Annotated in this window: 13 protein-coding genes; 7 read left to right on the plus strand and 6 right to left on the minus strand. The window is 50.0% G+C overall.

What is annotated here, in order from left to right; translation table 11 throughout:
* Nucleotides 1–67: 67 nt before the first annotated feature.
* Nucleotides 68–448: a winged helix-turn-helix transcriptional regulator gene (locus C1192_RS18880; RefSeq protein WP_038355135.1), complete on the minus strand. Its 381-nt coding sequence runs from the start codon at nucleotides 446–448 to the stop codon at nucleotides 68–70.
* Between the two features lie 88 nt (nucleotides 449–536).
* Here C1192_RS18880 and C1192_RS18885 point away from each other — a divergent pair, with 88 nt between their 5' ends.
* From C1192_RS18885 to ytfE, 3 genes are all read left to right on the plus strand, one after another.
* On the plus strand, nucleotides 537–1397 hold the full coding sequence (locus tag C1192_RS18885; RefSeq protein ID WP_001517644.1) for an SDR family oxidoreductase: 861 nt from the start codon (nucleotides 537–539) through the stop codon (nucleotides 1395–1397).
* A gap of 108 nt (nucleotides 1398–1505) precedes the next feature.
* Nucleotides 1506–2471 (plus strand): DMT family transporter, encoded by a 966-nt coding sequence (locus C1192_RS18890; protein WP_038355136.1) that lies wholly within the window; start codon nucleotides 1506–1508, stop codon nucleotides 2469–2471.
* A 107-nt stretch (nucleotides 2472–2578) separates the two neighbouring features.
* Complete coding sequence (gene ytfE, locus C1192_RS18895) at nucleotides 2579–3241, plus strand: iron-sulfur cluster repair protein YtfE (protein ID WP_038355137.1); 663 nt, start codon at nucleotides 2579–2581, stop codon at nucleotides 3239–3241.
* A 52-nt stretch (nucleotides 3242–3293) separates the two neighbouring features.
* On the opposite strand, the gene C1192_RS18900 is transcribed toward ytfE, so the two are convergent.
* From C1192_RS18900 to bamJ, 4 genes are all read right to left on the minus strand, one after another.
* Nucleotides 3294–4787 carry a hypothetical protein gene (locus C1192_RS18900; protein ID WP_038355138.1) on the minus strand — a complete coding sequence of 498 codons (1494 nt, stop codon included), beginning with the start codon at nucleotides 4785–4787 and terminating at the stop codon, nucleotides 3294–3296.
* 32 nt (nucleotides 4788–4819) lie between these two features.
* On the minus strand, nucleotides 4820–5977 hold the full coding sequence (locus C1192_RS18905; RefSeq protein ID WP_038355139.1) for a hypothetical protein: 1158 nt from the start codon (nucleotides 5975–5977) through the stop codon (nucleotides 4820–4822).
* 266 nt (nucleotides 5978–6243) lie between these two features.
* Nucleotides 6244–7647, minus strand: coding sequence for a D-serine/D-alanine/glycine transporter (gene cycA, locus C1192_RS18910; RefSeq protein WP_000228359.1), 1404 nt, complete (start codon nucleotides 7645–7647; stop codon nucleotides 6244–6246).
* A gap of 301 nt (nucleotides 7648–7948) precedes the next feature.
* Entirely contained in the window at nucleotides 7949–8569 is a 621-nt protein-coding gene (bamJ, locus tag C1192_RS18915; protein ID WP_000211229.1) for a BamJ family beta-barrel-assembly machinery protein, read from the minus strand.
* 217 nt (nucleotides 8570–8786) lie between these two features.
* Here bamJ and ytfB point away from each other — a divergent pair, with 217 nt between their 5' ends.
* Nucleotides 8787–9425, plus strand: a complete 639-nt coding sequence (gene ytfB, locus C1192_RS18925; protein WP_038355140.1) for a cell division protein YtfB — start codon at nucleotides 8787–8789, stop codon at nucleotides 9423–9425.
* Here ytfB and C1192_RS18930 read toward each other — a convergent pair.
* Complete coding sequence (locus tag C1192_RS18930) at nucleotides 9409–10056, minus strand: TetR/AcrR family transcriptional regulator (RefSeq protein ID WP_001517639.1); 648 nt, start codon at nucleotides 10054–10056, stop codon at nucleotides 9409–9411. The genes ytfB and C1192_RS18930 overlap by 17 nt on opposite strands.
* 210 nt (nucleotides 10057–10266) lie before the next feature.
* Here C1192_RS18930 and C1192_RS18935 point away from each other — a divergent pair, with 210 nt between their 5' ends.
* From C1192_RS18935 to C1192_RS18945, 3 genes are read left to right on the plus strand one after another with little or no spacing between them, the layout of a single operon-like run.
* Nucleotides 10267–11058, plus strand: coding sequence for a 3-ketoacyl-ACP reductase (locus C1192_RS18935; RefSeq protein ID WP_000843394.1), 792 nt, complete (start codon nucleotides 10267–10269; stop codon nucleotides 11056–11058).
* 9 nt (nucleotides 11059–11067) lie between these two features.
* Nucleotides 11068–11910 carry a sugar phosphate isomerase/epimerase family protein gene (locus C1192_RS18940; protein ID WP_001205218.1) on the plus strand — a complete coding sequence of 281 codons (843 nt, stop codon included), beginning with the start codon at nucleotides 11068–11070 and terminating at the stop codon, nucleotides 11908–11910.
* Nucleotides 11911–11919: 9 nt separating this feature from the next.
* Complete coding sequence (locus C1192_RS18945) at nucleotides 11920–12696, plus strand: enoyl-CoA hydratase/isomerase family protein (RefSeq protein WP_038355141.1); 777 nt, start codon at nucleotides 11920–11922, stop codon at nucleotides 12694–12696.
* Nucleotides 12697–12701: the final 5 nt, after the last annotated feature.

Here is a 12701-nt window from a genome sequence, read left to right on the forward strand (position 1 = left end):
TCCTGGCGGATGCGATGCTGACGCGTCTTATCCGCCCTACAAACCACGAATCGTAGGTCTCCGGCAGTTATACCGCACGTTCATCCCGCACCGCCAGCACCTCTGGCAAATTCAACTCAATCCAGTCTGCCAGTGCAGCAACCTTTTCACTGACCTGTTCACCCAGCGGTGTGAGGCTATATTCCACATGCGGCGGCACCACCGGATACGCGATACGGTTAACAAATCCATCCTGCTCCAGCGCCTGTAACGACTGCGCGAGCATCTTTTCGCTCACTCCGCCCATTTTACGCCGCAAGTCGCTAAAGCGATGAGTGCCTTCGCGCAGCGCCACCAGAATCAGTACCCCCCAACGGCTGGTAACGTGTTTCAGCACATCCCGCGACGGACACTGCTCAGCGAAGAGGTTTCCCTCTTTCAGTTGTTGCGACAGGCTTACCCGATTCATTTCATACTTACCTTTTTGTATGTACTTACTAAAAGTTAGTTTGGGTGTTAGCGTATTTAAACACAAGACAAACCAATGGAGATTTCTCATGATCGCAATCACCGGCGCGACCGGCCAGCTTGGTCACAATGTAATTGAATCTTTGCTGCAAACCGTTTCTGCCAGCCAAATAGTGGCTATCGCACGTAATCCGGAAAAAGCGCATGCTTTGAGCGCACAAGGCATTAGCGTGCGTCAGGCTGACTACGGCGATGAAGCTGCACTGACATCTGCGCTACAGGGCGTGGAAAAATTGCTGCTGATCTCTTCCAGCGAAGTGGGACAGCGTGCCTCGCAGCATCGTAATGTTATTAATGCAGCAAAGGCGGCTGGCGTGAAATTTATCGCCTACACCAGCCTGTTACATGCGGACACCTCCCCGCTCGGCCTGGCTGCTGAGCATATCGAGACGGAGAAAATGCTGGCTGATTCTGGCATCGCTTATACCCTGCTGCGCAACGGCTGGTACACTGAAAACTACCTCGCCAGCGCCCCGGCAGCACTGGAACACGGCGTATTTATTGGTGCGGCGGGCGATGGCAAAATTGCCTCAGCAACTCGTGCAGATTACGCAGAGGCTGCGGCACGCGTAATTAGCGAAGCAGGTCACGAAGGCAAAGTCTATGAGCTGGCGGGCGACAACGCCTGGACGCTGACACAGTTAGCGGCAGAGCTGACCAAACAGAGCGGCAAACCAGTTATCTACCAGAATATGAGCGAAGCCGATTTCGCCGCAGCGCTGAAAAGCGTTGGTCTTCCTGGCGGACTGGCGGATATGCTGGCTGACTCTGACGTTGGCGCATCAAAAGGTGGTCTGTTTGATGACAGCAAAACACTCAGCACGCTGATTGGCCGCCCGACAACAACATTAGCCGAAAGCGTAAACGCGCTTTTTAATGTTAATAACTAGTTAATTAAAGTGGCATCCTCCCGCATCCTCTCTGATAATGACGGGATGCGGGGAGCAACCATCTCTGTTCCCTGAATATTTCTTCTGACAGACCAATGGATGCCAGTGATGATTAGCGGCGTGCTGTACGCCCTGTTAGCAGGGTTGATGTGGGGGCTTATTTTTGTCGGGCCGTTGATCGTTCCAGAATACCCGGCGATGTTGCAATCAATGGGACGCTATCTGGCATTAGGTTTAATTGCACTGCCCATTGCCTGGCTGGGGCGCGTGCGTCTGCGCCAGTTGACACGTCGCGACTGGCTTACCGCGCTAATGCTCACCATGATGGGCAATCTCATCTATTACTTTTGCCTTGCCAGTGCCATTCAGCGAACCGGCGCGCCTGTTTCCACGATGATTATCGGCACCCTGCCAGTGGTTATCCCGGTCTTTGCCAATTTGTTGTACAGCCAGCGCGACGGCAAACTCGCGTGGGGGAAACTCGCCCCGGCGCTGGTTTGTATTGGTATCGGCCTTGCGTGTGTAAATATTGCTGAGTTAAACCACGGTCTCCCCAATTTTGACTGGGCACGTTATACCTCAGGCGTCATGCTGGCATTAGTCTCCGTGGTTTGCTGGGCGTGGTATGCATTGCGCAACGCCCGCTGGCTGCGGGAAAATTCAGACAAACATCCAATGATGTGGGCGACGGCGCAGGCGCTGGTCACGCTGCCGATTTCGCTCATCGGTTATGTTGTTGCTTGTTTCTGGCTGAATACGCAAATGCCTGATTTCTCTCTACCTTTTGGCTCCCGTCCACTGGCCTTTATTAGCCTGATGATTGCTATCGCCGTGCTTTGCTCATGGGTCGGCGCACTTTGCTGGAACGTCGCCAGCCAGCGATTACCGACGGTGATCCTCGGGCCGCTGATTGTTTTCGAAACGCTGGCAGGTTTGCTGTACACCTTTTTACTCCGCCAACAAATTCCACCGCTGATGACGCTGAGCGGTATCGCTCTGTTAGTGGCCGGCGTGATCATTGCAGTCAGAGCAAAACCGGAAAAACCCTTAGCTGAACCTGTCTCTGAAAGTTGACACCTTGCCAATCTGTTAAATAATCCTCTGCTACGTAAGGGTTATAGCTTTTAACTTAAAGATGCATTTAAAATGCATCTTATCTTATTAAGAATGAGGTATCAGCTATGGCTTATCGCGACCAACCTTTAGGTGAACTGGCGCTCTCTATTCCTCGCGCTTCGGCTCTGTTTCGTCAATATGATATGGATTACTGCTGCGGCGGTAAGCAGACGCTGGCTCGCGCGGCGGCACGTAAAGAACTGGATGTTGACGTCATTGAAGCCGAACTGGCAAAGCTTGCTGAACAACCGATTGAGAAAGACTGGCGTAGCGCGCCGCTGGCAGAAATCATCGACCATATCATCGTGCGCTACCACGATCGTCACCGTGAACAACTGCCAGAGTTGATCCTGCAAGCCACCAAAGTAGAGCGCGTTCACGCCGACAAACCGAGCGTGCCAAAAGGGCTGACAAAATACCTGACTATGCTGCATGAAAAGCTTTCCAGCCACATGATGAAAGAAGAGCAGATCCTCTTCCCGATGATCAAACAAGGCATGGGCAGCCAGGCGATGGGGCCAATCAGCGTAATGGAAAGCGAACACGATGAAGCAGGTGAGCTGTTGGAGGTTATCAAACACATTACCAATAACGTCACACCGCCGCCGGAAGCCTGCACCACCTGGAAAGCGATGTATAACGGTATTAATGAACTGATTGATGATTTAATGGAGCACATCAGTCTGGAAAATAATGTACTGTTCCCACGCGCGCTGGCGGGTGAGTGATTTGTTTGATCAACGATCCTGACATGAGCAGGATCGTTGATTGTTAAGTGATTCAGTCACTCAGTGGAAGCAATTCATTATTGTAACTGGTGTACTTACCTTCAACGGTAAGCAGACTGCCGTTTTTATCAAGATGCGCCGCATTGAGTTGTCGAGTCTCATTACGCCGCTTCGCATCACGAACCAACCCATCTCCTACGTAATAAATATAATGGTCATCATGAGCAAAGGTATCTGATAATTGACCATTGGCGTATTTAAACCACGTCCATTGGCCTTTCAGTTCAAAGAGCTCAACCGTGTCTTCGTTAATAAAATACGTATAGCGGTCATCATGTGCCAAATAATTTAATGTTGTGCCATCGGGGCTTTTATACCACGTCCAATGCCCATTAATATCGAAAATAGTCACATCAGCGCTCGCGATGAAATAAACTTTATTCCCTACAATATTAACGCCTCCCTGTAATTCTTGTTTGGGGTCGGGTAAATGAATAACCGAAAGCGTTTTTTCGACCCCAGAAACATACTTCACCAGATAGAGCGAATCTTTATATTGCGCCACATTCTGCGTCAACGGGCGAAAATATTCCGGATCAACATCAGGAATGGTCGCAACCCGGCAGTCATTAGCGCGCCGGGAAGCATCACGCGTCAACCATGTTACTTTATCTCGCTGTAGATCAAACGTACTCCGGCAATCTTTCCCGAACGAATAACGTTTCTCCCCGTTTTTGTCGCGATAAATCAGTAGTGAACCGGCCATCCAGCGCACAAGATGAAAGGTATCCGGATCGGCATTGATGGCATCTCCATTCACAAAGACCTGCGATTGGGTTCGCCAAATGGTATCCCACGGTCCAGGATTACTTTTGCTTTCACAACTATTAGGTGAATAAAGAATGGGGCGACGTGTCCAGGATTTAACGCCAAGAATAGAATACCCTTGTGCACTGCCTAACCAACGCCCTTGAAAATAAATATTGCGGCGATCTTTGAGCACATCCGCAGAATCACCTGAACGAACGCGACCGCCGACTTGTTGCAGCGAATCCATATCAACCTGCTTTTCGCCGCGGTTATCATCCGTGCGTTCGCCATCAAAATAGAGGCTGTCTTTATCAGCGGCAAAACGTCCCCAGGCACGGAATGTTGCGGCATCGACTTTCGGTGTTCCCGGCGGGTTCTGGACTATTTTCCCTGCCCATAAAATATGACGGCCATCAGTCAACCAGTCGAAACGCCAGCCGCCATTAGTTCTGATATAAGTGCCAGCATCCACTTGTACAAAATCATTATTGATATTATCCGGAGAATCATATTTATCATCAGTGCCGTTGGGTACGCGGCGAAGTTGCTTAAACTTGACCTGCGGTAAATGAATATCCGGGAAATAGAGTCCATAATCGTCACTATCTTCAACGCTATATTTTGTTCCTTGCCCCCACGGCTGGTAGTAAAACGCAGCAGAAGGTACACCGGAGCAGGCTAGTGAGGTGGTTGAAAATAAAGCCAGGGCGAGACAAAGGGATTTAATTCGCAACATAGCGTCATCCTGAAGCTGTTAGTGTGAAGAGGTTATTTAAATAAGGGTTTTAGTCCGCTCGGAGGTTGCTTCACCAATGACCATCCTCCCACACCCAGGTTATAACGCAGCCATTCACCTTGCCGGGCACGCTCTTTCACAATTTCAGTCGCTTGTTGAGCGTAAAGCTGCCCGTCTGGAGATATATACGTATTAATTAATCTCCGCCAACCACCTGCTTCAAGTGAGCCGGAGAGTTCCTCCGACTTAAGATTAATCAATTCACCTTCACCCAAGGCGTTGGTTGTTACTTTATAAATTTGGTTCTTATATAAACCGGTGTCCCAAACAAACAGATAAAAATATTCCGGATCAACCCCCACCAGCGTTTCATAAACACAGTCACTGCCCGCTGGAGTGGCTTCATGTTTGAGCCAGGACACATTATTCAGACCACTATTAAATGGCGCACAGCGATACTCAATATCCTCAAGCTCATAGTCATGCTCGCCGCTTTTATCGCGATAAACCAACCGTTCACCAGGCATCCAACGTTTAATCTGAAAAGTTTTGCGATCGGCGGGCAGAAGCTTACCGTTAACAATTACCTGCGAATTTGTCAGCACAACAAATTGTATGGCTGAATCATGCCGCACGATTTGAAATCCATCGGCATGACCCAACCAGCGACCTTTATGCCAAAGACTATTTTTATCACGCAGTAAATTCCAGATGTCCGTCTCTTCCAGCGTTGACATATCCACCTGCTTATCACCGCTATTATCATCGGTACGCTGACCATCAAAATAGATACTGCGTTTATCGGCAGCGAAAGCGCCGAATGCCTGAAAACTGGTGGCATCGACATTAGGTTTACCGGATGGGTTTGTCAGGACTTTGCCTGCCCAAAGGACAGAGCGTCCATCGGTGAGCCAGGTATGCTGACAATCCCCCTCATCATCGCAATCGAACTTATCGGGATTAAAATCGTACAGTAAGCGGGTTTCTTGTTTATTGGCTAAATTGGCAATGCGCCAAAGGTGGGAAAAATTAATATCTGGTAATTCGGAGAGGATCTCATCTTTTTCCCCCTTCTGTTCGGCAATGTAAACCGTACCTTTCTCCTGCTGGCGGTAATAAAAATCTGCGCCCCAGGAAGGTGAAATGGAGAGAGGTAATGCGGCGATTAATAACCAACTGTGCTTAGCCATAGTGAACTCTGCAATAAGTGGCAAAGATTCACGGTAAGCCCGCGCCTGGGCGCTGTCGATGACGGGAAGTATTTTTAGGAATGTATAAAGACAAAAGAGATTGCAGACAAAGTGTGCTTTGTTCATGCCGGATGCGGCGTAAACGCCTTATCCGGCCTACAAAAGCACGCAAATTCAATATATGGCAGAGCTCCCGTAGGCCTGATAAGCGTAGCGCATCAGGCAATTTTGCAGCCTGAAAGGCACCCGCAGGTACCTTAGCAGCATTACTTCGCTATACGTTTCTTACCAATAAACAACCAGCCCAGCCCCAGCGCGATAAACCACAGCGGAGTAACCAGCAGCGCCTGCCGAGTGTCATCTTCCAGCGTCAGCAGCACGATAACGAACACAAAAAACGCCATACATACCCAGCACATCAGCTTGCCGAGCGGCATCTTGTAGATCGACTTCTCATGCAGGTGTGGACGCTGTTTGCGATACACCAGGTACGAGCAAAGGATAATTGTCCAGACGAACATAAACAGAATCGCTGAAACCGTGGTGATCATGGTGAACGCGCCAATCACGCTTGGATTCACATACAACATCACCACGCCGCCGAGCAGACAGATACAAGAGAAGGTCAGCCCTTTCGCTGGTACTGCGCGTTTAGAGAGTTTAGCGAACGCTTTCGGCGCGACGCCTTCCTGTGCCAGACCAAACAACATACGGCTGGTAGAGAATACGCCACTGTTAGCAGAAGAAGCCGCAGAGGTCAGCACCACAAAGTTAATCACACTTGCCGCCGCAGGCAGCCCCACCAGCACAAACAGTTCTACAAACGGGCTTTTCTCCGCGACCACTGAACTCCACGGCGTCACGGACATAATCACAATCAGCGCGAAGACGTAGAACATAATGATGCGGATCGGAATGGAGTTAATCGCACGCGGCAGTGATTTCTCTGGATCTTTGGTTTCCGCAGCCGTTGTGCCGACCAGCTCAATCCCCACAAAAGCGAAAACCGCTATCTGGAATCCGGCAAAGAAGCCGCTTAAGCCTTTCGGGAACCAGCCGCCGTCATTCCACAAATGCGCAAACGACGCTTCTACGCCAGTCGGTGACTGGAAGTGCATCATCACCATAATCAGACCGACAACAATCAGCGACACAATAGCGACGATTTTGATCATCGCGAACCAGAACTCCATCTCACCAAACATTTTCACGGTGGCGAGATTAAGAACCAGCAACAGAATGATCACCGACAACGACGCCACCCAGTCGGAAAGTCCTGGAAACCAGAACTGCGCGTAAGCGGTAATCGCCACAACATCCGCCATACCGGTTACCACCCAACAGAACCAATAAGTCCAGCCAGTGAAATAACCCGCCCACGGCCCCAATAAATCGGAAGCGAAGTCACTAAAAGATTTATATTCCAGATTCGAAAGCAGCAACTCCCCCATTGCCCGCATCACGAAAAAGAGCATAAAACCGATGATCATATAAACAAAAATGATCGACGGCCCGGCAAGACTAATTGTTTTACCGGAACCCATAAACAACCCTGTACCTATGGCACCGCCAATGGCAATAAGCTGAATATGTCGGTTTGTGAGATTGCGCCGTAGCGACTGTTCAGCCGGAGCCTGATCATCGGCAACGACTTTTACCTGATCTACCATGTTTTTTCTTCCTGTCTGTGTTGTTCAGGCTCTGCGGCCTTTTGTCAGTCTATGATACGACGAATCGGTATCGGGACTCATCGATATTAGGTAACAATGCGCGGGATGAATACTAAGATTTAGATCTAATGTTAATTTAATGTTTAAAGTGAGTGTCATATCACGGTGATAACGCGAAATAGCTCACAAAAATACACGCTTACGTGGTCTTTGCAACACAAAATAGCGCCGTTTGGCAAACTGAAGGGTTTATTGCTGAATGCCTGCTCCCCTCTGGCTCGAGGGGAACAGAATGCGCTGCTTAGAGGATTTCCAGCAGTTCGACTTCAAACACCAGGGTGCTGAACGGAGGAATAGACGCGCCAGCGCCACGCTCGCCATAAGCCAGTTCCTGCGGGATAGTCAGTTCCCATTTAGAACCTACCGGCATCAGAGTCAGTGCTTCAATCCAGCCTGGGATCACGCCGTTAACCGGGAATTCAGCCGGTTCGCCACGGGCAACGGAGCTGTCAAATACAGTACCGTCGATCAGTTTACCGGTGTAATGAACGCGAACGCGGTCGGTACGTGCCGGAATTGCGCCTTCGCCCTGATTAATCACGCGGAATTGCAGGCCAGATTCGGTGCTGTTCACACCCTCTTTTTTGGCGTTTTCTTCAAGGTATTTCACACCTTCGGCAGCCATCGTCTGGAAACGCTGACGACGAACAGCATCGGCACGTTCGTGGATTTCACGTAGCGCACGGTGCACCACATCAACCGGAACAGCCGGATGTTTGCCTTCCAGCGCATCAGCAATGCCTGCAACCAGTGCTTCTGGCAGTAACCCTTCCAGACCAGATTCACTCAGTTGTTGCCCTACCTGCAAACCAATGCCGTAGCTTGCTTGCGCTTCGATGGTATCAAAAGTTGGGGTGGTCATCGTATTTCCTTTCTTAGGGTAAAAAGTAGCGGGCAGCATATCAGCCACACAACTTTGGGTAAAACTTTGTCGCGGGAATGATGACAAATCACGGGGAAAAAGAAACAATAGCAATATCCCGTATGAATATAATAAAAGCGGGTTTACCACGGACATCATAGCGTTAGCTTATTCATAGGCTATGATTGAGGAACAAGACGCGGAGCAGGAGGAAACCATGCCCGGGCGCTTTGAACTAAAACCAACCCTGGAGAAAGTCTGGCACGCGCCGGACAATTTTCGCTTCATGGACCCGCTGCCGCCGATGCATCGTCGGGGGATCATTATTGCCGCCATTGTATTGGTGATCGGTTTTCTACTTCCGTCTGATGATACGCCCGACGCGCCGGTGGTGACGCGTGAAGCGCAACTGGATATTCAGTCGCAATCCCAACCGCCGACGGAAGAACAACTGCGGGCGCAATTAGTCACCCCACAAAATGATCCCGATCAGGTGGCACCGGTCGCCCCTGAACCGATACAGGAAAGTCAGCCTGAAGATCAGCCGCAAACCGCACAAACACAACCTTTCCAGCCAGATAGCGGAATTGACAACCAGTGGCGCTCTTACCGTGTCGAACCCGGCAAAACGATGGCGCAACTGTTCCGCGACCACGGTCTACCCGCCACTGATGTCTATGCAATGGCGCAGGTAGAAGGCGTGGGTAAACCGCTGAGTAATTTGCAAAATGGGCAGATAGTGAAAATTCGCCAGAACGCCAGCGGCGTGGTGACGGGCTTAACCATTGATACGGAGAATAATCAACAGGTTCTGTTTACCCGCCAGCCAGATGGCAGTTTTATTCGTGCGCGGTAGATGAAGGTTCAAGCAGAAGCCAGCTAAGGATCGTTTCTTTAATGACCTTACGTCTGGCTTCCAGCGCTTGCGGTGAAACCATGCTGATGTGATAAACCAGGCCAAGCGTATGCTGGTTGATCAAATAATATCCTCCAAGCGCGGCAATATTGATATTCACCTGCAACGGGTCGATATCAGGCTTAAAAATATTGAGTTTCTTCCCTTCAGCCAACAAGGATTCCATTAACTGCAAATGCGCGTGGTTAATTTCCTGAAGACGCTGTGATTTTGCATAATGCACACCTTTGCTCTGGTTTTCACTATGCACAATTTTTAAAAACCAGGGATTAGCAATGTAATAATCCCAGGTAAAATCGATGATTTTTTCAATTGCTTTTTGTGGAGGGAGACCTGAAACATCAAGGGATTTTTCTTTTTGTCGAATATCATTCCAGGTATATTCCAGCACTTCGATAAATAAATTTTCTTTATTACCAAAGTGATGGTAAACCGTCTGTTTACTGCACTCCGCAGCCTTCACGATATTATCGACTCTGGCCCCTTCATAACCATATTCGGCAAATTCATTAACCGCACATAATAATAGTTTTTCCTTCAGGCTTTGTACGTTGCTGGTATCAAGATACATAACGCTTCCCCACGACCTCTTCAGGATTACTATCATAACCTGATTTGATTTCAGCTCCAGAAAAAAGGGCAAAAACTCGTACTTTCATCGAGTTATCAAATGCCCTGTGATCGCTATCGCAGATCAACCAACCAGATGGTTGATATTTCTTTCCACACGTCGCAAGCTAATCGTCACTCAAGGAAACAATATTCAAAAGAGGGTTATTGTATGAAGTCCACTCGTCCCGTTGCCGTGATTACCGGAGCCGCACGTGGTATTGGAAAAGGCTGTGCGCTGGAACTTGCTCGTGGCGGTTTTAACCTGCTGATTAACGATCGCCCCGATGCCGACAGCGTAGAAAAATTACATGCCACGCAACAGGAATGTCTGGCAGAAGGCGTGGAAGTGATTTGCTTCCCTGCCGATGTTGGCGATCTCTCCCTGCATGAAGAGATGCTCGACGCGGCGCAAAACCAGTGGGGGCGTCTGGACTGTCTGCTCAACAACGCGGGGATTTCTGTGAAAAAGCGCGGTGACCTTCTCGACCTGGAGCCAGACAGCTTCGACCAAAACATTGCCATTAACACCCGTGCGCCGTTTTTCCTCGCTCAGGCATTCAGTAAACGCTTACTGGCACAACCGAAACCGGAAGCGGAGCTACCGCACCGCTCGATTATTTTTGTCAGTTCAATCAACGCTATCATGCTGGCGATGAATCGCGGCGAATATACCATTGCCAAAACCGCCGTTTCTGCCGCTGCTCGTCTGTTTGCCGCTCGCCTTTGCAATGAACAAATTGGCGTCTATGAAGTGCGCCCCGGCCTAATCAAAACCGATATGACCATTCCGGCAACGGCCTATTATGATGAACTAATTGCCAAAGGTCTGGTGCCGTGGGGACGCTGGGGTTATCCGGCTGATATCGCCTCCACAGTACGGGCAATGGCGGAAGGCAAACTGATTTATACCTGTGGCCAGGCGGTCGCTATCGACGGCGGCTTAAGTATGCCGCGCTTCTGAGGCTGAATCATGAGAGATCTGTTACAACGCCCGGATTTATTCAGCATTAATACCGCGACGCTGGGCTATAAAATGCCGCTACCCGCCATTATTGATGCCTGCGCCGCACGCGGTATCGGCGCGCTCGCCCCCTGGCGCAGAGAGTTGCAGGGCGAAGATCTCCAGCAGATCGCCCGCCAGCTTGCCGCCAGTAACATGAGCGTTTCCGGTTTGTGTCGTAGCACCTATTACACCGCGCCGACGCTGGCGGAGCGCAAACTGGCAGTAGATGATAACCGTCGGGCGCTGGACGATGCCGCTGCGCTGAACGCCGCCTGTTACATGCAGGTGGTTGGCGGGTTACCAACTGGCACAAAAGATCTGTATGAGGCGCGGGAACAGGTGAAACAAGGGATTCGCCAGTTGCTGCCACATTCGAAAGAAGTCGGCGTGCCAATTGCGCTGGAGCCACTGCACCCGATGACTGCCGCCGATCGTTCCTGTTTGTGTACGCTACGCCAGGCACTGGACTGGTGTGATGAACTCGATCCCGATGGTGAGTTTGGTCTCGGCGTGGCGGTGGATGTCTACCACGTCTGGTGGGACCCGGAACTGGCCAGCCAAATCCTGCGTGCCGGAAAACGAATTCTCGCATTTCATGTTTCCGACTGGTTAGTGCCAACCACCGATCTGGTCAATGATCGGGGAATGCCGGGAGATGGCATCATCAATATTCCGTCAATCCGTCGCCTGGTTGAAAACGCCGGATTTAATGGCGCTATAGAGCTGGAAATATTCTCACCGTACTGGTGGCAGCAAGATATAAACAGCACGCTGGATATTAGCGTCGATCGCATCGCGCATTATTGTTAAGGAATGATCATGAATGACCAACCCGTTCTGTTCAGCAGAGCGGCGGCTTCCTGCCGTCTGACGTTGAACCGTGAAGATAAATGTCATGCCATTAATGAAGAGATGATTGAATCTCTCGATCATTATTTAAATGAAATTGAAAACAACACCACATTACGATTAGTCGAATTAACCGCAACCGGCGATAAATTCTTTTGTGCGGGCGGCGATATTAAATCATGGTCGACTTATTCTCCATTAGATATGGGCAGAAAGTGGATTAAACGCGGTAATGATGTTTTTAATCGCCTACGCAATTTACCGCAATTAACGGTTGCGAATCTAAACGGTCACACCATCGGCGGCGGTATTGAACTTGCCTTGTGCTGCGATATTCGTATCGCTCGCCCCAACGCAAAACTCTCTAACCCGGAAGTGATGCTTGGCATGGTGCCTGGCTGGATGGGCATCGAACGTGTGCTTAATCAGGTCGGTCCGGTGGTTGGTCGCCAGATGCTGATGTTGGGTAAACGCCTGACGGCGCAGGAAGCCCTGGCGGCGAATTTGATTGATGAAGTGGTAGAAAAAGAACAGATAGAAAGCTGGATGGCGAATCAGTTAGCGCACCTGGAAAAATGTGGCCCGGTGGCGCTGGCGCATATTAAGCAACTGATTCTGGCGCTGGAAAATAAACATGCCGATTACTCACACCAGTTACTGGCGGGATTAATGTCCGCCACCCACGATTGCCAGCAAGCCACGCGCGCATTTGCCGAAAAAGGCAGCGTCAGCTTCCATAATCAATAAGGAAA

The sequence above is a fragment of the Escherichia marmotae genome, assembly GCF_002900365.1.
In the GTDB taxonomy this organism is placed as follows: domain Bacteria; phylum Pseudomonadota; class Gammaproteobacteria; order Enterobacterales; family Enterobacteriaceae; genus Escherichia; species Escherichia marmotae.

Bases quoted from the DNA above. Each gene is read 5' to 3' on its own strand.
- C1192_RS18890 (WP_038355136.1), top strand. From the start codon at position 1,506: ATGATTAGCGGCGTGCTGTACGCCCTGTTAGCAGGGTTGATGTGGGGG.
- C1192_RS18905 (WP_038355139.1), bottom strand. From the start codon at position 5,977: ATGGCTAAGCACAGTTGGTTATTAATCGCCGCATTACCTCTCTCCATT.
- C1192_RS18940 (WP_001205218.1), top strand. From the start codon at position 11,068: ATGAGAGATCTGTTACAACGCCCGGATTTATTCAGCATTAATACCGCG.
- C1192_RS18900 (WP_038355138.1), bottom strand. From the start codon at position 4,787: ATGTTGCGAATTAAATCCCTTTGTCTCGCCCTGGCTTTATTTTCAACC.
- C1192_RS18885 (WP_001517644.1), top strand. From the start codon at position 537: ATGATCGCAATCACCGGCGCGACCGGCCAGCTTGGTCACAATGTAATT.
- ytfE (WP_038355137.1), top strand. From the start codon at position 2,579: ATGGCTTATCGCGACCAACCTTTAGGTGAACTGGCGCTCTCTATTCCT.
- C1192_RS18945 (WP_038355141.1), top strand. From the start codon at position 11,920: ATGAATGACCAACCCGTTCTGTTCAGCAGAGCGGCGGCTTCCTGCCGT.
- C1192_RS18930 (WP_001517639.1), bottom strand. From the start codon at position 10,056: ATGTATCTTGATACCAGCAACGTACAAAGCCTGAAGGAAAAACTATTA.
- ytfB (WP_038355140.1), top strand. From the start codon at position 8,787: ATGCCCGGGCGCTTTGAACTAAAACCAACCCTGGAGAAAGTCTGGCAC.
- cycA (WP_000228359.1), bottom strand. From the start codon at position 7,647: ATGGTAGATCAGGTAAAAGTCGTTGCCGATGATCAGGCTCCGGCTGAA.
- C1192_RS18880 (WP_038355135.1), bottom strand. From the start codon at position 448: ATGAATCGGGTAAGCCTGTCGCAACAACTGAAAGAGGGAAACCTCTTC.
- C1192_RS18935 (WP_000843394.1), top strand. From the start codon at position 10,267: ATGAAGTCCACTCGTCCCGTTGCCGTGATTACCGGAGCCGCACGTGGT.
- bamJ (WP_000211229.1), bottom strand. From the start codon at position 8,569: ATGACCACCCCAACTTTTGATACCATCGAAGCGCAAGCAAGCTACGGC.